The following is a 20,246-nucleotide window of genomic DNA, read 5'->3' on the forward strand; positions in this document are numbered from 1 at the left end:
GTTCAGTTGTTTAGTTTGTAAAGTCAAGTACCATACGTCCTTGAATGGTTCCGGCTTCCATTTCGTCAAAGACTTTGACAGCATCTTCTACTGGACGTTTTTGAACGACAGGGACTACCAAGCCTTCTGCACCAAATTGGAAGGCTTCTTCCAAGTCTTTACGAGTTCCTACAAGAGAACCAATGACTTGGATACCATCTAATACCGTTTTCACAATGCTGAGGTCCATCATTTCAGAAGGAAGACCAACTGCGACCACGCGGCCACCTGCACGAACAGAATCTACTGCTTGGTTGAAAGCTACTTTAGAAACAGCTGTTACGACAGCAGAGTGAGCTCCACCATTTGTTTTTTCTTGGATCAATCCTGGAACATCTTCGACTTCACGACCGTTGATGACAAAATCTGCACCAACTTCTTTCGCCAATTCTAGTTTATCATTGTTGATATCGACAGCGATGACATGTGCGTTGAAGACTTTCTTAGCATATTGAACAGCCAAGTTTCCTAGTCCACCAGCTCCATAGATAACGATCCATTGTCCTGGTTCAGCTTTGGCTTCTTTGATAGCTTTGTAAGTGGTAACACCTGCACACGTAATAGAAGAAGCTTGGGCTGGATCTAATCCTTCAGGTACTTTCACTGCGTAATCTGCAGTAACGATACATTGTTCAGCCATTCCTCCATCAACAGAGTAACCAGCATTTTTTACAGTACGACAGAGAGTTTCACGACCAGTTGTACAGTATTCACAAGTTCCACATCCTTCGAAGAACCATGCGACACTGACACGATCCCCAACCTTTAGGCTCTTAACATCTGGAGCAACTTCTTTAACAATACCGATTCCTTCGTGTCCAAGAACACGGCCTGGAACTTTACCAAAGTCTCCGTGAGCAACGTGCAAGTCAGTGTGGCAGACACCACAGTATTCGATTTGAACAAGAGCTTCCCCTGTTTCAAGTGGACGCATGTCTTTGTTTGCAACGATTTCAACACCAGTACCTTCTGGATTTACAACAACAGCTTTCATTTTGTTCCTCCTTAAGTGAACGAGAAGCGGTTTAGAATTTTTGAAAGCGCTTCTTTAATAACTATGTTAATAATATCACAAACTAGATGGCAAGGCAATGAAAAAAATGAAAAAATAGGAGGGTATTGATTAACCGATTAAGTATTTAGGATAGAAAAAGACATGAGGGATAGCTCATGTCTGTTCCTATTATAAGAATAATTGAATGAGTTGGCGCGCGACACCGTCCTCATTATTGGTAAAATCTGTGACGGAATCCGCGTAAGGAAGTAGGACAGAGCTCGCGTTTTTCATGGCGTATCCATGACCAGCGAGAGCTAGCATGTCGGTATCGTTGTGCTCGTCTCCAAAGGCAATCAAATCCTTCTGATCCATATTGAGTTTATCTAGAAGGTAGGTCAGAGCAGAAGCTTTGGTCACATTTTTTGGATTGCATTCCAGAATATTTAAGGGACCACCCCAAGTATTGATAGACAGATTGTAATCATAATGGCGATTCATTTCATCTGCCAGAGCATATTTGTCTTCCGCTTTCGTTTGAAAGAGGATACAGTTTGGGTCGCTCGTTACCCGCTCGGGATTGAATTGATTTTCTGGTTGGAAAGATTCAATACCGAATAATTTAGGGTCTGCAACGTGCTCATTTGGATCGGTAATAAAGAATTTATTGCGGTATTCGCCAGCGATAAAGTCCGCTTGGATGGTGTCTCGGTTAGCGACCATATCTAGCAGGTATTTTTTATCTAAAGTCAAACATTGTTCATCCCCCCATTTTTTCTCAGGTAGATGCGTAAGGGAGCCGTTAAAATTGATCATTGGAGTATCTAGCTCTAGTTGTTTGTAGTAGGTGTGTGCCATACGATAGGGGCGGCCTGTTGTAATAATGACTTTATGGCCAAGAGCACTAATTTTTTTAATCGTATCAATGGTAAAGTCGCTCAATTTGCTTTCGGAATTTAAGAGGGTGCCGTCTAAATCTAGAGCGATCATCTTTTTATGCATAATTCGGTTCCTTTCGAGAAGAATGAGACCATTATATCAGAAAAATCGGAAAAGCGCTCAAAAATCAAGAAGAGAAGTAGGATTTCTTGAAAGACGAAAGATCTTTTGGTACAATAGAAATAACGTTCGCAAATTGATTGGGAGCGAGAATGATGAAAAAGGAGTTTATTCTGAAATGGATAAGTTTTTTAAACTTTCAGAACATGGAACCACTGTTCGAACAGAGGTTCTTGCTGGTTTGACAACCTTTTTTGCGATGAGTTATATTCTCTTCGTAAACCCTCAAATGTTGTCACAAACAGGTATGCCAGCTCAAGGGGTCTTCCTTGCAACGATTATTGGATCCGTTGTCGGAACCTTGATGATGGCTTTTTATGCCAATTTACCGTATGCACAAGCACCAGGAATGGGCTTGAATGCCTTCTTTACCTTTACCGTTGTATTTGGTATGGGCTACTCATGGCAGGAAGCTTTGGGGATGGTCTTCATTTGTGGAGTGATTTCATTGATTATCACATTGACAAATGTTCGGAAGATGATCATCGAATCGATTCCGACAGCTCTTCGCTCTGCTATTTCAGCGGGGATTGGGATTTTCTTGGCCTATGTTGGGATTAAGAATGCAGGATTTTTGAAATTCACGATTGACCCTCATACCTATACAGTGGTCGGGGAAGGAGCAGATAAGGCGAATGCAACGATCTCAGCCAATGCATCTGCTGTTCCTGGATTGGTTGATTTTAACAATCCGGCTGTCCTCTTGGCTCTTGTTGGTCTTGCGATTACTATTTTCTTTGTTGTCAAAGGGATTAAGGGAGGGATTATCCTTTCTATCTTAGCAACGACTGTGCTTGGAATTCTCATCCATGTGGTTGATATCACTAAAATTGACTTTGCAAGTAACCATCTAGGAGCTGCCTTTAATGATTTAGGCACGATCTTTGGTCAAGCTTTGGGATCAAAAGGATTGGGTTCTTTGATTTCCAATACGTCTCGTTTGCCTGAGACCTTAATGGCAATTTTAGCCTTCTCCTTGACTGATATTTTTGATACAATTGGAACTTTAATCGGTACGGGTGAAAAAGTTGGGATTGTTGCGACAAATGGGGAAAACCATCAATCAGCGAAATTAGATAAGGCCCTCTATTCAGACCTTGTAGCGACTTCAGTCGGAGCCATTGCAGGAACTTCAAACGTAACGACTTATGTTGAATCTGCAGCTGGTATTGGAGCTGGTGGACGCACTGGTTTGACAGCCTTGGTTGTGGTAATCTGTTTTGCTATTTCAAGTCTCTTTAGTCCTTTGTTGGCGATTGTACCGACCGCTGCTACAGCTCCAATTTTGATTGTTGTTGGGATCATGATGTTGAGTGGCTTGAAAAATATCCATTGGGAAGATATGTCAGAAGCAGTTCCTGCCTTCTTCACCTCTATCTTTATGGGCTTCAGCTACTCGATTACACAAGGGATCGCTGCTGGATTTATCACCTATAGCTTAGTGAAAGTGGTTAAAGGAGAAGCCAAAGAAGTGCACAGCATGATTTGGATCCTAGATGTTCTCTTTATTTTAAACTACGTTAGCATGGCCTTGAATTAAGTATCAGAAAAGTGCCAAAAAGGAATGGGAGTTGTCTCCCATTCCTTTTTAGATGGATCGAGGGAATTAATGGGGGAGTTTCCTGTTTTCTTTGATTCCTTTTTCTCAAAAACAAACCGGAGTCGAACAATTTCTAAAAGAAAGAGCAGATTTTTAAAAAGTTTGGTATAATAGAGAAATGATTAGTCACAATGAAACGGAGCTGATCGCTCTAGGAAAACAGCTAGGAAAACTCTTAGAAAAGCAAGACGTGATTATCTTATCAGGTGATCTAGGAGCAGGAAAAACGACCTTTACCAAAGGAATTGCAAAGGGGTTAGGGATTGATCAGATGATTAAAAGCCCGACCTATACCATTGTTCGTGAATACGAAGGTCGCTTGCCTTTATACCATTTGGATGTTTACCGGATTGGGAATGATCCAGATTCTATTGATTTAGATGATTTTCTATTTGGAGATGGGGCGACCATTATTGAATGGGGAGAGCTGATTGAGCCCAGTCTCTCGGATGCTTATCTAAAAATTTTTATCCGAAAATTAGAAGATGGGCGAGAGTTGGCTTTTGAAGCTCATGGAGCGCGTGCAGAAGCTTTACTGACATCCTTTGAGCAGGTGGAAAAAACGGATGACTAAGGAAAAGGAAGTGACAGTAGAAATTCGGCAAGCTGACAGTGCAGATGCGGCTCTTGTCGTTGTTTTCTTAAATCAAGTTGGGAAAGAGTCAGATTACATGACACTAGATGAAGCTGGAATTGGCATGTCTCCAGCAGACATGGAACAATTTCTGATGGTGCAAGAGATGGCGGAAAACCGGATTTGCCTCTTGTTATTTCTAGATCAGGAACTGGCAGCTTTGTTAAATATCACTGCAGCTTCTCAACGGTCCATTCAGCATATTGGTGATGTCTTTATTGTGGTTCAAAAAGCTTATTGGAATCAAGGACTTGGACAGATCTTGTTGGAAGAAGGAATTGAGTGGGCGCACTCGACCGGTGTTCTTAGGAAACTAGTCTTGAATGTCCAAGTGCGCAACGAACGAGCAGTTCACCTGTATAAAAAGTTAGGTTTTGAGATCGAAGGTTGCCAAGCTCGTGGAGCTTGTTCAGCTGAAGGAGAATTCTTAGATGTTTACCTTATGGGGAAACTGATAGATTAGAGAGAGATTCTATATGGTTAAAAAAATTATTTTAATGTTTTTGAGCTTATTGACGGTAACAGTGATTGGGATTGGGGCTTATGGCCTTACCATCCTAAACCAAACGACTGGGACTCTCAGTAAGACCTATAAAGGCTTTGGAAATGAGACCAATGTCATTGCAGAAAACAAGCCGATGACTATCCTTTTGATGGGGGTTGATACAGGTAGCGGTTCTCGGGAAGATCCTTGGGCCGGAAATAGTGATACCATGATTTTGGTGACTGTTAATCCTCAAACAAAAGAAACAACCATGACGAGTTTGGAAAGAGATATCCTAACCAATATTACTTCAGATGGCGAAACGGTCCAAGCAAAATTGAATTCGGCTTATGCTCAAGGTGGTGCCAAGTTAGCCATTAAGACCATTCAAGATCTTTTGAATATCCATATTGACCGCTATGTCATGATCAATATGAAGGGATTGGTTCAATTAGTGGATAAGGTTGGTGGTATCACGGTTAACAATCCATTCGACTTCGATATCTCGATCGAGGAAAATGAGCCAGAATATACGGCTAAGATCGCACCAGGACGTCAGGAGATTAATGGGGACCAAGCTCTCGTTTATTCACGCATGCGCTACCAAGACCCAGAAGGAGACTACGGACGTCAAAAACGCCAACGTGAAGTGATCAAAAAGATTGTTGAGAAAGTTTTAAGCCTCAATAGTTTGAGTCACTACAAAGGAATCATTGAGTCTGTTAGTGACAATATGCAAACCAACATAGCGCTTGACAGTAATAGCCTTCTTCAATTGCTAGGATATAAAGATGCCCTTTCAACGATTCATCAGTACCAGCTGAAAGGAGAAGATGCCACCTTAGCAGATGGCGGAAGTTATCAGATTGTCACTTCAAAACATCTCTTGAAAATTCAAAATATCATCCGCAAAGCTTTGGGACTAAAAGAAATCAAAACATTGAAAACCAATGCTTACCTATTAGATGGAGATGAAGAGTTGAAGAATGCTTCTTCTCAAAGTGATACGCCAGCGGCATCATCTGAGGAAGCACCTGTTTACCAAGAGTTTAACCAACTACCAGTTGTACCATCGACCCAGGATACGGGAGTGGTGACGCCTCAAAGTTCTGTTGCACCAGTGACACCAGTTGCTCCAGCAGCTACAGAGTCGAGCAGTGTGACACCTACGGTACCTTCAGAATAAGAAAAAAACGATTGAGTTTTCTCAATCGTTTTTATTTGGTTGCCAGATGTCTTGAATTTCTTTTAGAGAGGCTGTTGCTTGTTGACTAAATAGTTTGGTTTTGTATTGGAAATCCGTTACCAATTCTTGAAGATTGGTTTTTTGGTCTTGGATAATATCCAGATTGCGTTGGATTTTTGCTAGGTTATCTTGAATTCCCTTAACCAAATGGCTGGATTCAGTCACCTCTGTTTTGATTTCTTTGCGGTTTTTTACTAAGTGGTAGCTAATGCTAGCTCCTGTTGCAAACCAAAAGAGATTTTTGAGTTTCATATGGCCTCCTTTTTAACTGTTTTTGATGGTTTCTGCAAGAACTGCTAGTTGTTCAAAATTAGGCTCGTGTTCAGTAAATGAAATGGCAAGCTCATCTTGATCGGAATAGCGGGGGATAATGTGGACATGTGTGTGAAATACGGTTTGTCCAGAAACTTCTTCCATGTTGCTGATGATATTCATTCCCTTAGCTTGGGTAGCAGCTTCTACTTTTTTTGCAACTTTAGAAACACGTGCAAATAGTTGAGCTGTGGCGGTTTCGTCCATCTCTAAGAGGTTGCGAGCGTGTTTTTTTGGAACCATTAACGTATGACCTGGTGTAACCTGAGAGATGTCCAAAAATGCGAGGACTTCCTCGTCCTCATAGACTTTGGAGGAAGGAATGTCGCCAGCTATAATCTTACAAAAAATACAATCGTCAACCATAAATACACCTCTTTTAGACTAAATTTTGTTATAATATAAGAACATTATACCAGAAATCGGAGAAAATATGTTAGAAATCAACAAGTTGACAGGGGGCTATGTCAACATCCCTGTCCTGAAAGAGGTGAGTTTTTCAGTTCCGGATGGCCAACTGATTGGTTTGATTGGACTAAATGGAGCTGGGAAGTCAACCACGATTAATGAAATTATTGGTCTCCTGCATCCTTATGCTGGGGAAGTACGGATTGACGGCTTGAGTCTTCCAGAAGCTCCAACTGACTATCGTAAAAAAATTGGCTATATTCCAGAAACCCCTAGCCTATATGAAGAATTAACCTTGAGAGAGCATATCGAAACCGTAGCTATGGCCTATGATTTAGACATGGATCAGGTCATGGTGCGCGTCCAGCCTTTGTTGGAACGATTTCGTTTGGCTGAAAAATTAGATTGGTTCCCGACCCAGTTTTCAAAAGGGATGAAGCAAAAGGTCATGATTATTTGCGCCTATGCAGTGGATCCAAGTCTTTATATTGTCGATGAACCCTTTTTGGGATTGGATCCTGTTGCGATTGCAGATTTGATTCAGTTATTGGCAGATGAGAAAGCAAAAGGAAAATCGATTTTGATGAGTACCCACGTTCTGGATTCGGCTGAAAAGATGTGTGATGGTTTTGTGATCCTCCATAAGGGTCAGGTCCGAGCAAAAGGGACCTTGGACGAGCTGCGTTCAACTTTTGGGGATGAGAAAGCAAGTCTAAATGATATCTACATGACCTTGACAGAAGAGGAAACAGCATGAAAGAGTTGATGAAAAAACGGCAAGAAACGTTTCGAACTCAATGTGTAAAATATAGCCGCTATGTTCTCAATGATCATTTCGTTCTCTTTATGTTGATTTTCATAGGATTTTTGGCGGTTCAATACAGCCAATTCTTGCAAGATCTACCCAAAGATACAAGCCTGATCCGCTGGAGTCTCATGATTGGCTTGCTCCTCTTGGTTCCGATTGGCTCCATTGCGACCTACTTAGAGAAGCCCGATGCTTTATTCCTTTTGGTAAAGGAAGAGGAAGTGAAACGTTATGTCAAAGGGCAGGCCAAGAAGTCTTTTGTGTTTTGGTTTTTGATTCAAAGTTTTGTCCTTCTATTATTTGTGCCTCTTCTTCTGGCAACAGGGCTGGATAAACTTGCTATTGTAGCTTATATCCTTGTCTTAGGGGTGGCTAAAGGGGCTGTTTTTAGCTGGAAGGAAGCGCGTTTCTACCAGGATGAAAATTTAAATTGGCCCTTGGCTATTGCTCGTGAGAATGCAAGGAAACAATTGATTCTTCGCTTCTTTGCCTTGTTTACAACGGTGAAAGGTATTACTAACAGTGTCAAAAGAAGAGCGTACTTGGATGGTTTCTTAGGGCTTCTTCCCAAAACACATAGCAATACTTGGCTGCACTTATATATGCGCTCCTTCCTACGGAATGGAGATCTTTTCTCTATGACTCTACGACTCTTGGCTCTTTCCATTCTCGCTATCATCTTTATTCCCCAACCCCTCGTAGTGATTGCCCTTGTAGCCTTGCTCAATTACTTGGTTATTTTTCAATTACTGGGGCTTTACAGTGCTTTTGATTACCAACCCTTGACCCTCCTTTTCCCGATGAAAAAGGGCAGTAAAAAGGCAGGGTTGAACAAAACGATTCAGCTGGTCATGGGGATGATAACGGTGATAGAAGGGGGAATTGGCCTGGTCTTTATTTCAGATAAAGTCCTGTTGTTAGGCTTATTGGCTTATACAGTTGCTTTAATCCTACTCTATCTTCCATTTAAGATGGCGCGCTTGGTTGACGAAAGTCGTTAAAATTAGTAAAATAGATTGGAAACTTTTTACGGAGGAAAAGATGGACTCGAATGAAAAAGAGCTAAGCCTCACCCCAATTCCTGGGAAGAGTGGGAAGGCCTACATGGGGACCTACCCAGATGGTGGGCGCGTTTTTGTAAAAATGAATACGACCCCAATCCTTGCGGGTCTAGCAAAAGAACAGATTGCTCCTCAATTGTTATGGAGTCGACGATTGCCAGATGGAAATGTGATGAGTGCCCAAGAATGGTTGAATGGGGAAATTCTCACGCCAAATGGGATGTCGAAAAAACAAGTGGTCAATATTTTAACGAGATTGCACCGTTCTAGACCTTTGATGACCCAATTGAAAAAACTTGGCTATCCTGTGGAATCTCCATTAGAATTGCTCAATTCTTGGAGCAACCGGTTGCCAATTGCCCTACGTCAGAACCACTATATCCAATCAGTCGTAAAGAATTTACGGAAGACAGTGCCTGCCTTTCGGGAGGATTATGCGACGATCGTCCACGGGGATGTCCGTCATAGTAACTGGATTGAGACAGAGAGCGGCTTGATTTATCTAGTCGATTGGGACTCTGTTCGTTTGACAGACCGGATGTTGGATGTGGCGCATATCTTGAGTCACTATATCCCAGATTCTAATTGGCGCGATTGGTTAGGCTATTATGGCTACAAGTACAATCAAAAAGTATTTGATAAACTCTATTGGTTTGGTCAATACTCTTTCTTGTGCCAAATTGCTAAATACTATGAAAATAATGATTTAGAAAATGTCAATCGCGAGATCTATGCTCTGCGCAATTTCCGGTTGAAATATGGAAAGGAAATATGAGAGTTAGAAATCGCAAGGGAGCGACTGAATTATTAGAAGCGAATCCACAATATGTGGTCCTAAATCCAGAAGATGCTAAGGGAAAATGGCATGGGATTTTCGGAAATGACCACCCCATCCATATTGAAGTGGGAAGTGGAAAAGGAGCCTTTATTACTGGGATGGCTAAGGCCAATCCAGAGATCAACTACATCGGAATTGATATTCAAAAATCGGTCTTGAGCTATGCTTTAGATAAGGTCTTAGAAGCTGATGTTCCTAACATTAAATTGCTTTGGGTAGATGGGGATAGCTTGACCAACTATTTTGAAGATGGTGAAATTGATCAACTCTATCTGAATTTTTCAGATCCATGGCCAAAGAAACGTCATGAAAAACGTCGCTTGACTTACAAGACCTTCCTAGACACCTTTAAACAAATTCTTCCAGAACATGGGGAGATTCACTTTAAAACAGACAACCGAGGTTTGTTTGAATACAGTTTGGTGAGCTTTTCGCAATATGGAATGACTTTGAAGGGAGTCTGGTTGGACCTTCATGCTAGTGATTTCGAGGGGAATGTCATGACCGAATATGAGAAGAAGTTCTCAAGTAAAGGTCAGCTCATTTACCGTGTAGAAGCACAGTTTTAGCATATTCCTTGCAATCGTTGGGGAATCGTGCTATAATACACTAAATGAATAGAAAAGGAGAGGCGGGGAAATATCTTCGCCTCTTATCTATGAGGAGGTGGCAACCATCGCAACGATTGTTGACTTAGTAACAGAAGTGATTCAGCCAGCTATAAAGGAACCATTTGAATTGGTCGATGTTGAATATGGCAAAATGGGTGGTGACTACGTCTTAAGCATTTTCGTAGACAAACCAGAAGGAATCACACTGAATGATACAGCGGATTTGACAGAAATCATCAGTCCGCTATTGGATCAAATCAAACCAGACCCATTTCCAGAACAGTACTTTTTAGAAGTCACCAGTCCTGGCTTGGAGAGACCTTTGAAAACCAAGGAAGCACTCGAGGGAGCTGTTGGTAAGTACGTCAATATCAGCTTGTACAAGGCTGTTGAAAAGCAAAAGGTCTTTGAGGGGAACCTAATAGGTTTTGAAGAGGATGTTTTGACCATTGAGTATATGGATAAAACACGAAAGAAAACAGTGGATATTCCTTATAACCTTGTGTCCAAAGCAAGGTTGGCTGTAAAATTGTAACAGAATGAAAGAAAGGATGCCTTTATAGAAGAGGCAAGAAAAACATGAGTAAAGAAATGCTAGAAGCCTTCCGCATTTTGGAAGAAGACAAAGGGATCAAAAAAGAAGATATCATTGAAGCCGTCACAGAATCATTGCGTTCAGCTTATCGCCGTCGTTATGGACAATCAGAAAGTGCAGCGATTGAATTCAATGAAAAAACTGGAGATTTCCGTGTTTATACGGTTCGTGAAGTGGTGGATGAAGTCTTTGATAGCCGTTTAGAAATCAGCTTGAAGGATGCCTTGGCCATTAGCTCTGCTTATGAGTTGGGGGACAAGATCAAGTTTGAAGAAGCACCAGCTGAATTTGGTCGTGTAGCAGCTCAATCTGCTAAACAAACGATCATGGAAAAAATGCGTAAGCAAACGCGCACCATCACCTATAACACTTATAAAGAACATGAAAATGAAATCATGAGTGGAACGGTGGAGCGCTTTGACAATCGGTTTATCTATGTCAATCTTGGTTCGATCGAAGCTCAATTGTCTAAGCAAGACCAAATTCCAGGAGAAGTATTCCAATCTCATGATCGAATTGAAGTATTTGTCTACAAGGTAGAAGATAATCCACGTGGTGTCAATGTCTTTGTTAGCCGAAGCCACCCTGAAATGATCAAACGTTTGATGGAACAAGAAATTCCTGAAGTCTACGATGGAACTGTTGAGATTATGAGTGTAGCGCGTGAAGCTGGAGATCGTACAAAAGTTGCGGTTCGTAGCCATAACCCAAACGTAGATGCGATTGGGACTATCGTTGGTCGTGGTGGATCGAATATTAAAAAGATTACCAGCAAGTTCCACCCAGCTCGATACGATCAAAAATTAGACCGTATGGTTCCGACAGAAGAAAATATCGATGTCATCGAATGGGTTCCAGATCCAGCTGAATTTATCTACAATGCGATCGCTCCTGCAGAAGTGGACCAAGTTATTTTTGATGATGAAGATAGCAAACATGCTCTCGTTGTGGTTCCAGATAATAAATTATCTCTTGCCATCGGTCGTCGTGGTCAAAATGTTCGTTTGGCAGCTCATTTGACTGGTTACCGCATCGATATCAAATCTGCTAGTGAGTTCGAAGAAATGGAAGCAGCTCAAGAAACTTTTGAAGATGAAGTAGAAAGTGGCGAAGAGCAAGTCGATTAAGAGAGGAAGGGAAAATGGTAAAAACAAGAAAAATCCCTTTAAGAAAATCTGTCGTTTCAAATGAAATTATTGATAAGCGCGATTTGCTCCGCATTGTCAAAAATAAAGAAGGACAAGTCTTTATCGATCCAACTGGCAAAGCCAATGGTCGAGGTGCTTACATCAAGCTAGACAATGAAGAAGCGGCACTTGCTAAGAAAAAGAAAGTTTTTAATCGTAGCTTTAATATGGAAGTGGAAGAAGCTTTCTATGATGAATTGATCGCTTATGTAGATCATAAGGTGAAGAGAAGAGAGTTAGGCCTTGAATAAGCAAAAGATAAGTAATTTGTTGGGCTTGGCGCAAAGAGCTGGAAAACTTATTTCTGGAGAAGAACTCGTGATCAAAGCCATCCAGGAAGAAAAAGCAAAATTAGTTTTTCTGGCGAATGATGCAGCTAGTAACCTGACAAAAAAGGTGACAGATAAAGGTCACTATTATGAGGTTCAAGTATCTACCGTGTTTTCAACACTAGAATTAAGCACTGCAATTGGACGTGCCCGTAAGGTCGTCGCTGTTGTAGATGCTGGATTTTCAAAGAAAATGAGGTCTCTTATGGAATAGAAGAGGAGGACAGCAATTGTCTAAGAAAAGATTATACGAAATTGCCAAAGTATTGGGCAAGGAGAGTAAGGAAGTCGTCACTCGTGCGAAAGAATTAGGTTTTGACGTCAAGAGTCATGCATCTAGTGTCGATACTGATGTTGCTGAAAAGTTGATCAAGAGCTTTTCAGCGAAAAAAGAAACAGTCGAAAAGAAAGTAGCAGAAGTGGCTGCCAAGACAACGGCTGTCGTAGAGAAAAAAGAAGCAGCGCCCGTCAAAAAAGAAGGAGCAACTGAGACAAAATCAGTAATGCCAGCTGCTAAACCAAAGAGTCGTAACTTTAAAGCGGAACGAGAAGCGCGTGCAAAAGAGCAGGCTGAACGTAGGAAACAACAAGACAATCGTCCAAAACGTGATCGCAAGGACAATCAGCGTCATGGTGACAACCGAAATCAACGACCACAAGAGCGAAATGAACAGCGAAATCAAGGTTCTGAGCGTCGCAATAACCGACCAGATCAAAGACGTGGTGAACAAGCCCAAGTGGCACCAAAAGTTGATTTCAAAGCGCGTGCAGCAGCACTGAAAGCTGAACAAAATGCTGAGTACGCACGTGGAAGTGAAGATCGCTACAAACAACAAGCTGCAAAAGCAGAACAAGAACGTCAACAGCGCCGGAAACGGGTAGAAGCGCCAGAAGTGAAAGCACCTGTACAGGAGCCAGCTGTTGAGAACCATACAAAACCAGCTGTTGCTGTTGCTCCAGCTCAAGTCGATACACGTCGGAAGAAACAAGCGCGACCAGATAAGAAACGCGATGATTTTGATCGTGAAGAAGATGGTCCAAGAAAACAACAAAGGAATCGAAATAGTCAAAATCAAGTGAGAAATCAGAGAAATAGTAACTGGAATAACAATAAGAAAAATAAAAAAGGAAAGAACAACCGTAATGATGCTCCAAAACCAGTAACAGAGCGTAAATTCCATGAATTACCAAGTGAATTTGAGTATACGGATGGAATGACGGTTGCAGAAATCGCAAAACGCATCAAGCGTGAACCAGCTGAAATCGTCAAGAAACTCTTTATGATGGGAGTCATGGCGACTCAAAACCAATCGCTGGATGGAGATACGATTGAACTCTTGATGGTGGATTATGGAATTGAAGCCAAGAAAAAGGTTGAAGTGGACAATGCCGATATCGAACGCTTCTTCGTTGAAGATGGTTATTTGAATCCAGATGAGTTGGTAGAGCGTCCACCAGTTGTCACCATCATGGGACACGTTGACCACGGTAAAACTACCCTTTTGGATACCCTTCGTAATTCACGTGTAGCAACAGGTGAAGCGGGAGGAATCACTCAGCACATCGGTGCTTATCAAATCGTGGAAAATGGCAAGAAGATTACCTTCTTGGATACACCTGGACACGCTGCCTTTACTTCTATGCGGGCACGTGGTGCATCTGTTACCGATATTACCATCTTGGTCGTAGCAGCAGATGACGGGGTGATGCCTCAAACAATCGAAGCTATTAACCACTCAAAAGCGGCTAATGTCCCAATCATTGTGGCTATTAACAAGATTGATAAACCAGGTGCCAACCCAGAACGTGTCATCGGTGAATTGGCAGAGCATGGAGTTATGTCAACTGCCTGGGGTGGAGATTCTGAGTTTGTAGAAATCTCAGCCAAGTTCAACCAAAATATCGATGAACTCTTGGAAACGGTCCTTCTTGTGGCTGAAATCCAAGAACTCAAGGCAGATCCAACTGTTCGTGCCATCGGTACGGTTATCGAAGCTCGTTTGGATAAAGGTAAAGGTGCGGTCGCAACCCTTCTGGTTCAACAAGGTACTTTGAATGTCCAAGACCCAATCGTTGTTGGTAATACTTTCGGACGTGTCCGTGCCATGACCAATGACCTTGGACGTCGTGTGAAGGTTGCAGGACCATCTACTCCGGTTTCTATCACTGGTTTGAACGAAGCGCCAATGGCAGGTGACCACTTCGCGGTTTACGAAGATGAAAAATCTGCGCGTGCGGCGGGTGAAGAACGTGCCAAACGTGCTCTGATGAAACAACGTCAAGCAACCAACCGCGTCAGCCTTGAAAATCTCTTTGATACCTTGAAGGCTGGGGAAGTGAAATCTGTTAATGTCATCATTAAAGCCGATGTACAAGGTTCGGTTGAAGCCCTTGCTGCTTCCCTTCAAAAGATTGAAGTAGAAGGTGTGAAAGTGACCATCGTTCACTCAGCAGTTGGTGCCATCAACGAATCAGACGTGACCCTTGCAGAAGCTTCAAATGCCTTCATCATCGGATTTAACGTCCGCCCTACGCCACAAGCACGTCAACAAGCTGAAGCTGATGAGGTAGAAATCCGTCTTCACTCAATTATCTACAAAGTGATTGAAGAAATGGAAGATGCCATGAAGGGTATGTTGGATCCTGAGTTCGAAGAGAAAGTCATCGGGGAAGCAGTTATTCGTGAAACCTTTAAGGTCTCTAAAGTGGGTACCATCGGTGGATTTATGGTCCTCAGTGGTAAGGTCACTCGTGATTCCAAGGTTCGTGTCATTCGTGACGGTGTCGTGATATATGACGGTGCTCTTGCAAGCTTGAAACACTTCAAAGATGATGTCAAAGAAGTGACAAATGGTCGTGAAGGTGGATTGATGATTGAAGGCTACAATGATATCAAGACAGACGATACCATTGAAGCCTACATCATGGAAGAAATTAAAAAATAAGAGGCTGACTAGGAAAAAAGAGGGTTCCCTCTGATTTCCTAGTTTTTAAACACAGAGCAGAAAGGAGTTCCTATGGCAAGTCATTTTCGGACAGACCGAGTAGGGATGGAAATTAAGCGGGAAGTCAACGAGATTTTACAAAAGAAAGTCCGTGACCCGCGTGTTCAAGGCGTCACCATTACGGATGTTCAAATGCTAGGTGATTTGTCTATGGCCAAAGTGTATTATTCAATTATGAGTGATTTGGCTTCAGACAATCAAAAGGCTCAGACAGGCCTTGAAAAAGCAACAGGAACCATCAAGCGTGAATTAGGTCGGAATCTGAAATTATACAAGATTCCGGATCTTACTTTTGTGAAAGACGAATCCATCGAATACGGTAACAAGATCGATGAGATGTTACGCAATTTGAACAAAGACTAGAGAGGCTGGAAATTTTCCACGCCCAGATTGAAAGACAAAGTCTTCTTAGAAACTTTCCTTAGGTGAGTACGGACGTCAGCGAACTTCTTCGAAGTTCCATGACTAATTATTGAGCCTAAGGTCTCAATAATTCCGAGTACCTGAAACTATTAAGTTTCAGGTACTTTTCTCACGACGAAAAGTTTCAGTAGATGATTGAATCACTCTAACGAGTAACATTTCTTTTTATAAAATTTATTAGATTTATAAAAAAGAATAGTTTGTCTACAGTCTCGGGTTGGAAATTTCCAACCTCTTTTTTGGCTCTTAAAATGAGGAAAATAAAACAGAAAGAAAAAAACGGTTTCAAAAAATAATAGAAATTTACAGAAATCTCTTGTGTGATTGGAAATTATCCTTTACAATAGGAGAGGAGTTTTATTTCTGATCTCATATTTGGAGGAATGATCATGTCCATTAACTGGCAGGAAATTTTGTTTAACTTTTTGGGAGGGTTGGGTCTCTTTCTCTATAGTATTAAAACCATGGGAGAAGGACTGCAACAAGCCGCAGGGGACCGTCTTCGCTACTATATTGATAAATATACTAGCAATCCCTTTCTTGGAGTCTTAGTAGGGATTGTTGTGACAGCCCTTATTCAGTCTAGTACTGGGGTAACGGTGATTACCGTTGGTCTGGTCAGTGCGGGTCTCTTGACCCTGCGTCAAGCCATTGGGATCATCATGGGGGCTAATATTGGGACCACGGTCACCTCGTTCATTATTGGATTTAAACTGGGAACTTATGCCCTTCCAATTATGTTTCTCGGAACGGTTCTACTTTTCTTTACCAAGAATCGAATGGCCAATAATATTGGTCGCATTCTCTTTGGGGTTGGAGGAATTTTCTACGCTTTAAACCTGATTAGTGCGGGAATGAGTCCTTTGAAAGATTTGCCAGAATTTAGTCAGTACATGATCACTCTTGGAAAAAATCCAATTCTGGGTGTTTTAGCAGGAGCCATCATCACCGTTTTGATTCAAGCTTCCTCAGCTACCATTGGGATTCTACAAGGTTTGTATTCAGGTGGTTTCCTAGATCTTCGCGGTTCTTTACCTATTCTTTTTGGGGACAACATCGGAACAACCTTGACAGTTATTATTGCAGCGATGGGGGCCAATGTTTCTGCTAAGCGTGTTGCAGCAACCCACGTGCTCTTTAACTTGATCGGTACAATCCTTTGTTTGATCTTGTTAACACCTTTTACAGCCATGATTGAATACTTCCAAGGGCTCTTGCACTTGTCACCAGAAATGACCATTGCTTTTTCTCACGGAGCTTTCAACGTGACCAATACCATCATTCAATTCCCATTCATTGGAGCTTTGGCATACTTTGTAACCAAACTGATTCCTGGTGAGGATGAGGTTGTTAAATATGAACCGCTCTATTTGGATGAAAACTTGATCACTCAAGCGCCTTCGATTGCTCTAGGAAATGCAAAAAAAGAGTTGCTTCATTTAGGTGGATATGCAGACAAAGCTTTTAATCTCTCTTATGATTATATTGTTCATCAAAATGAAAAAACAGCTGAAAAGGGACATAAGACAGAAGAAGCCATTAATACCATTGATGATGATTTGACTCGCTACTTGATTCGTTTGTCGAGTGAAGCCTTGAGTCCGAGAGAAAGTGAAGTTCTCACCAATATCTTAGATTCCTCACGGGATTTGGAGCGGATTGGAGATCACGCGGAAGCCTTGATCAATCTGACCGATTATTTAATTCGTAAGAAAGTCGTCTTTTCAGAAGCGGCCTTGGCTGAATTGGAAGATATTTACAACCAAACTCATGAATTTGTAGAGGATGCCTTAAAAGCTGTTGAGAACAATGATGTGAGTCTTGCAAACCAATTGGTAGCACGTCACGAGGCAATTGAAAAGTTGGAGAAAAGACTTCGGAAAACCCATATTCGTCGTTTGAACCAAGGCGAATGTACACCTCAAGCCGGAGTGAACTTTATTGATATCATTTCTCACTATACACGTGTTGCAGACCATGCCATGAATCTCGCTGAGAAAGTACAAATCGAGCAAATTTAAGGAACGTCAAACAGAGTAAGTAGGAAGCTTACTCTGTTTTTTTGTTGGATTCTATTCAAAAATAGGTCTAGACCATTTACAAATGAAAGTGAAAGCGTTATAATATGTATGAATATAAATGGAACACAGTTCCTACAATGGAAAGGACGATTTTATGTCTACATATATTAAAGCAGATCAATTTTATTATCCACATGGGGTTCGCCGAGGAGGCTATTTGGAGCTTGTTGATGGCAAGTTTGGAAAACATGTGGAAAGCTTACCAGAAGGTGCGGATGTGTTGGATTATTCAGGGTACAGTATTGCGCCTGGCCTCGTAGATACCCATATTCACGGATTTGGTGGGGTAGATGTGATGGATAACAATATCGAAGGCACTCTCCATACCATGAGTGAAGGGCTCTTGAGTACAGGGGTTACGAGCTTTTTGCCTACGACCTTGACTTCCTCTTACGAACAACTTTTGGCAGTAACTGAAAATATCGGTGCACGATACAAAGAAGCAACAGGAGCTAAGATTCGCGGGATTTATTTTGAAGGCCCTTATTTTACAGAAAAATACAAGGGAGCTCAAAACCCATCTTATATGAAGGATCCAAGTATGGAAGAATTCCGGGCTTGGCAAAAAGCTGCCAATGGTCTGTTGAATAAGATTGCCCTTGCTCCCGAGCGTGAAGGGGTGGAAGAATTTGTTCGGACCATTACAGGAGAAGGAGTGACTGTCGCTCTGGGACACTCCAATGCTACTTTTGAAGAAGCTAAAAAAGCGGTTGATGCAGGTGCGAGTGTCTGGGTGCATGCCTACAATGGTATGCGTGGTTTGACACACCGTGAACTCGGTATGGTTGGTGCTATGTATGAGTTGCCTCATACTACAGCAGAGTTGATCTGTGATGGCCATCACGTGGATCCTTTAGCGTGTGATATCCTGATGAAACAAAAAGGAAAAGAAAATGTTGCCTTGATTACTGACTGTATGACAGCTGGGGGATTAGAAGACGGGGATTATATGCTTGGGGAATTCCCAGTCGTGGTTGCTGAAGGGACTGCTCGCTTGAAATCAACTGGTAATCTAGCTGGCTCAATCTTGAAATTGAAAGATGGATTAAAAAATGTTGTAGAGTGGGGGATTGCTAACCCTTACGAAGCAGTGATGATGGCCAGCCTCAATCCGGCAAAATCAGTCCATATTGATGATGTTTGTGGTCAAATTCGAGAAGGATATGACGCGGACTTCATCGTGCTTGATCAAAATTTGGATCTGGTTGCGACCTATCTCGATGGGGTCAAACGTTACCAAGCTACCAATTAGATTCAAGAATCGAAGATAGAATACTTCCTCTCTAAGTCATACCTAGAGAGGTTTTTGTTTACCGATGGTAGTGCAATTTTGTGAATGCTGTCTTTTCATGCTATAATGGGAATTGAAATGTGAGGTAGCTTATGAAGGCAATTGATATACGTTTTTTATTGATGGGAATTTTTTTCTTGCTCTATGGGATTGTAAGAAAAAATATCTTTATTGTGATTGTTGGTGGGGCATTTTTACTCTATAGTTTTTATAGCAAGAAGATGGAGCCAACCAAGAAGAATATTTTTAAGCCAGAGCTCAAGCTTCGAGGGCCTAAGAAACCGAAATCGAAGAAAGGAAAGAAAAAATGAACAATTATCGTTTAAATAATGGGGTGGAGATTCCTGTATTAGGATTTGGAACCTGGAAAGCAGCAGATGGAGAAGAAGCCTATCAAGCTGTCTTAGCTGCTTTAAAAGCAGGTTACCGCCATATCGATACAGCTGCGATTTATCAGAATGAAGAGAGTGTGGGTCGGGCCATTAAAGACAGTGGTCTTGCGCGCGAAGACCTGTTTATTACCACCAAACTTTGGAATACTCATCACACCTATGAAGACGCTCAAGCTGCTTTGGAAGAGTCTCTTGAGAAACTAGGCTTGGACTATGTAGATCTTTATTTGATTCATTGGCCAAATCCAAAACCTCTTCGAGAAAATGATGCTTGGAAACAACGAAATGCTGAGGTTTGGCGGGCAATGGAAGATATGCTAGCTGCTGGCAAGGTTCGAGCTATTGGTATTAGCAATTTTCTGCCTCATCATTTGGAAGCCCTCCTTGAAACAGCTCGGGTCATCCCAGCTGTGAACCAAATTCGTCTAGCACCTGGGGTTTACCAAAGCGAAGCCATTGCTGCAAGTCGCAAGCATGGCATTTTACTAGAGGCTTGGGGACCTTTTGGCCAGGGAGAATTGTTCCAAAATGAACAAGTAAAAGAAATGGCTACTAAATATGGAAAGACTGTCGCTCAACTAGCTCTGGCTTGGAGTTTACAAGAAGGTTTCCTTCCATTGCCAAAATCGGTTACACCTGAGCGGATTGCGAGTAATTTAAATTGCTTTGATTTTGAATTGACGGCAGATGATATGGAACTCCTTCGCCATCTTCCGGTTGAAGCAGGTGCACCAGATCCAGACACCAAGGATTTTTAAGAAAGAATATCTATTCATTAATGAAAACCGAGGACAGTTTCGTTCTCGGTTTTTAAAATCCTTTCAATGATTAAATAATTTTAAAACTCCA

21 protein-coding genes and 2 pseudogenes are annotated in these 20,246 nt (G+C 41.8%); 19 read left to right on the forward strand and 4 right to left on the reverse strand.

Translation table 11 applies throughout. The features are described from left to right. Positions 1-10 precede the first annotated feature (10 nt). Both adhP and M1G14_RS08120 read right to left on the reverse strand, forming a co-directional pair. Positions 11-1,033, reverse strand: a complete 1,023-nt coding sequence (gene adhP / locus M1G14_RS08115) for an alcohol dehydrogenase AdhP (protein ID WP_045760245.1) — start codon at positions 1,031-1,033, stop codon at positions 11-13. A gap of 189 nt (positions 1,034-1,222) precedes the next feature. Beyond that, complete coding sequence (locus M1G14_RS08120; RefSeq protein ID WP_049474385.1) at positions 1,223-2,035, reverse strand: Cof-type HAD-IIB family hydrolase; 813 nt, start codon at positions 2,033-2,035, stop codon at positions 1,223-1,225. 175 nt (positions 2,036-2,210) lie between these two features. On the opposite strand from M1G14_RS08120, the gene M1G14_RS08125 reads away from it, so the two are divergent. The 4 genes from M1G14_RS08125 (at position 2,211) to lytR (ending at position 5,996) form a co-directional block, all read left to right on the forward strand. Continuing rightward, positions 2,211-3,632: an NCS2 family permease gene (locus M1G14_RS08125; protein ID WP_247926501.1), complete on the forward strand. Its 1,422-nt coding sequence runs from the start codon at positions 2,211-2,213 to the stop codon at positions 3,630-3,632. A gap of 178 nt (positions 3,633-3,810) precedes the next feature. Then, complete coding sequence (tsaE, locus tag M1G14_RS08130; protein ID WP_003010422.1) at positions 3,811-4,266, forward strand: tRNA (adenosine(37)-N6)-threonylcarbamoyltransferase complex ATPase subunit type 1 TsaE; 456 nt, start codon at positions 3,811-3,813, stop codon at positions 4,264-4,266. Then, positions 4,259-4,789, forward strand: a complete 531-nt coding sequence (locus M1G14_RS08135; RefSeq protein ID WP_003010420.1) for a GNAT family N-acetyltransferase — start codon at positions 4,259-4,261, stop codon at positions 4,787-4,789. The genes tsaE and M1G14_RS08135 overlap by 8 nt, the downstream gene beginning before the upstream one ends. A 13-nt stretch (positions 4,790-4,802) precedes the next feature. Next, positions 4,803-5,996, forward strand: coding sequence for a glycopolymer--peptidoglycan transferase LytR (lytR, locus tag M1G14_RS08140; protein WP_003010418.1), 1,194 nt, complete (start codon positions 4,803-4,805; stop codon positions 5,994-5,996). Positions 5,997-6,017: 21 nt separating this feature from the next. On the opposite strand, the gene M1G14_RS08145 is transcribed toward lytR, so the two are convergent. Further along, positions 6,018-6,308 (reverse strand): hypothetical protein, encoded by a 291-nt coding sequence (locus tag M1G14_RS08145; protein WP_003010416.1) that lies wholly within the window; start codon positions 6,306-6,308, stop codon positions 6,018-6,020. Between the two features lie 12 nt (positions 6,309-6,320). Continuing rightward, a complete protein-coding gene (locus tag M1G14_RS08150; protein ID WP_247926502.1) occupies positions 6,321-6,734 on the reverse strand; it encodes an HIT family protein in 414 nt (137 codons plus the stop codon). A gap of 67 nt (positions 6,735-6,801) precedes the next feature. On the opposite strand from M1G14_RS08150, the gene M1G14_RS08155 reads away from it, so the two are divergent. The 15 genes and pseudogenes from M1G14_RS08155 (at position 6,802) to M1G14_RS08220 (ending at position 20,155) form a co-directional block, all read left to right on the forward strand. Further along, positions 6,802-7,533: an ABC transporter ATP-binding protein gene (locus M1G14_RS08155; protein ID WP_045760251.1), complete on the forward strand. Its 732-nt coding sequence runs from the start codon at positions 6,802-6,804 to the stop codon at positions 7,531-7,533. Beyond that, positions 7,530-8,585 (forward strand): ABC transporter permease, encoded by a 1,056-nt coding sequence (locus M1G14_RS08160; RefSeq protein WP_045760252.1) that lies wholly within the window; start codon positions 7,530-7,532, stop codon positions 8,583-8,585. Before M1G14_RS08155 ends, M1G14_RS08160 begins: the two co-directional genes overlap by 4 nt. 40 nt (positions 8,586-8,625) lie before the next feature. Further along, positions 8,626-9,420, forward strand: a complete 795-nt coding sequence (gene ccrZ / locus M1G14_RS08165; RefSeq protein ID WP_003003852.1) for a cell cycle regulator CcrZ — start codon at positions 8,626-8,628, stop codon at positions 9,418-9,420. Beyond that, on the forward strand, positions 9,417-10,052 hold the full coding sequence (gene trmB, locus M1G14_RS08170; protein ID WP_247926503.1) for a tRNA (guanosine(46)-N7)-methyltransferase TrmB: 636 nt from the start codon (positions 9,417-9,419) through the stop codon (positions 10,050-10,052). The genes ccrZ and trmB overlap by 4 nt, the downstream gene beginning before the upstream one ends. A 97-nt stretch (positions 10,053-10,149) precedes the next feature. Then, complete coding sequence (rimP, locus tag M1G14_RS08175) at positions 10,150-10,629, forward strand: ribosome maturation factor RimP (RefSeq protein ID WP_070449014.1); 480 nt, start codon at positions 10,150-10,152, stop codon at positions 10,627-10,629. 44 nt (positions 10,630-10,673) lie between these two features. After that, entirely contained in the window at positions 10,674-11,816 is a 1,143-nt protein-coding gene (gene nusA / locus M1G14_RS08180) for a transcription termination factor NusA (RefSeq protein WP_070664896.1), read from the forward strand. 14 nt (positions 11,817-11,830) lie between these two features. Further along, complete coding sequence (rnpM, locus tag M1G14_RS08185; RefSeq protein ID WP_003010401.1) at positions 11,831-12,127, forward strand: RNase P modulator RnpM; 297 nt, start codon at positions 11,831-11,833, stop codon at positions 12,125-12,127. Next, positions 12,120-12,419, forward strand: a complete 300-nt coding sequence (locus M1G14_RS08190; RefSeq protein WP_003010399.1) for a YlxQ-related RNA-binding protein — start codon at positions 12,120-12,122, stop codon at positions 12,417-12,419. The genes rnpM and M1G14_RS08190 overlap by 8 nt, the downstream gene beginning before the upstream one ends. Before the next feature lie 16 nt (positions 12,420-12,435). Continuing rightward, a pseudogene (locus M1G14_RS10990) lies at positions 12,436-12,559 on the forward strand (translation initiation factor IF-2 N-terminal domain-containing protein); the annotation flags it as partial. Positions 12,560-12,657: 98 nt separating this feature from the next. Continuing rightward, positions 12,658-15,150: pseudogene (gene infB / locus M1G14_RS08195) on the forward strand (translation initiation factor IF-2); the annotation flags it as partial. A 72-nt stretch (positions 15,151-15,222) separates the two neighbouring features. Beyond that, positions 15,223-15,573 carry a 30S ribosome-binding factor RbfA gene (gene rbfA / locus M1G14_RS08200; RefSeq protein WP_003003976.1) on the forward strand — a complete coding sequence of 117 codons (351 nt, stop codon included), beginning with the start codon at positions 15,223-15,225 and terminating at the stop codon, positions 15,571-15,573. A 449-nt stretch (positions 15,574-16,022) separates the two neighbouring features. Beyond that, the gene (locus M1G14_RS08205) at positions 16,023-17,654 is read left to right on the forward strand and encodes a Na/Pi cotransporter family protein (protein WP_247926505.1); all 1,632 of its coding nucleotides are present in this window, start codon (positions 16,023-16,025) and stop codon (positions 17,652-17,654) included. A 154-nt stretch (positions 17,655-17,808) separates the two neighbouring features. Next, positions 17,809-18,966: an N-acetylglucosamine-6-phosphate deacetylase gene (gene nagA / locus M1G14_RS08210; RefSeq protein ID WP_070590019.1), complete on the forward strand. Its 1,158-nt coding sequence runs from the start codon at positions 17,809-17,811 to the stop codon at positions 18,964-18,966. Between the two features lie 131 nt (positions 18,967-19,097). After that, complete coding sequence (locus M1G14_RS08215) at positions 19,098-19,316, forward strand: hypothetical protein (RefSeq protein WP_003018530.1); 219 nt, start codon at positions 19,098-19,100, stop codon at positions 19,314-19,316. Continuing rightward, positions 19,313-20,155 (forward strand): aldo/keto reductase, encoded by an 843-nt coding sequence (locus M1G14_RS08220; RefSeq protein WP_247926506.1) that lies wholly within the window; start codon positions 19,313-19,315, stop codon positions 20,153-20,155. Before M1G14_RS08215 ends, M1G14_RS08220 begins: the two co-directional genes overlap by 4 nt. Positions 20,156-20,246: the final 91 nt, after the last annotated feature.

This window comes from Streptococcus parasanguinis (assembly GCF_023109675.1).
GTDB classification, from domain to species: Bacteria; Bacillota; Bacilli; order Lactobacillales; family Streptococcaceae; genus Streptococcus; species Streptococcus parasanguinis_I.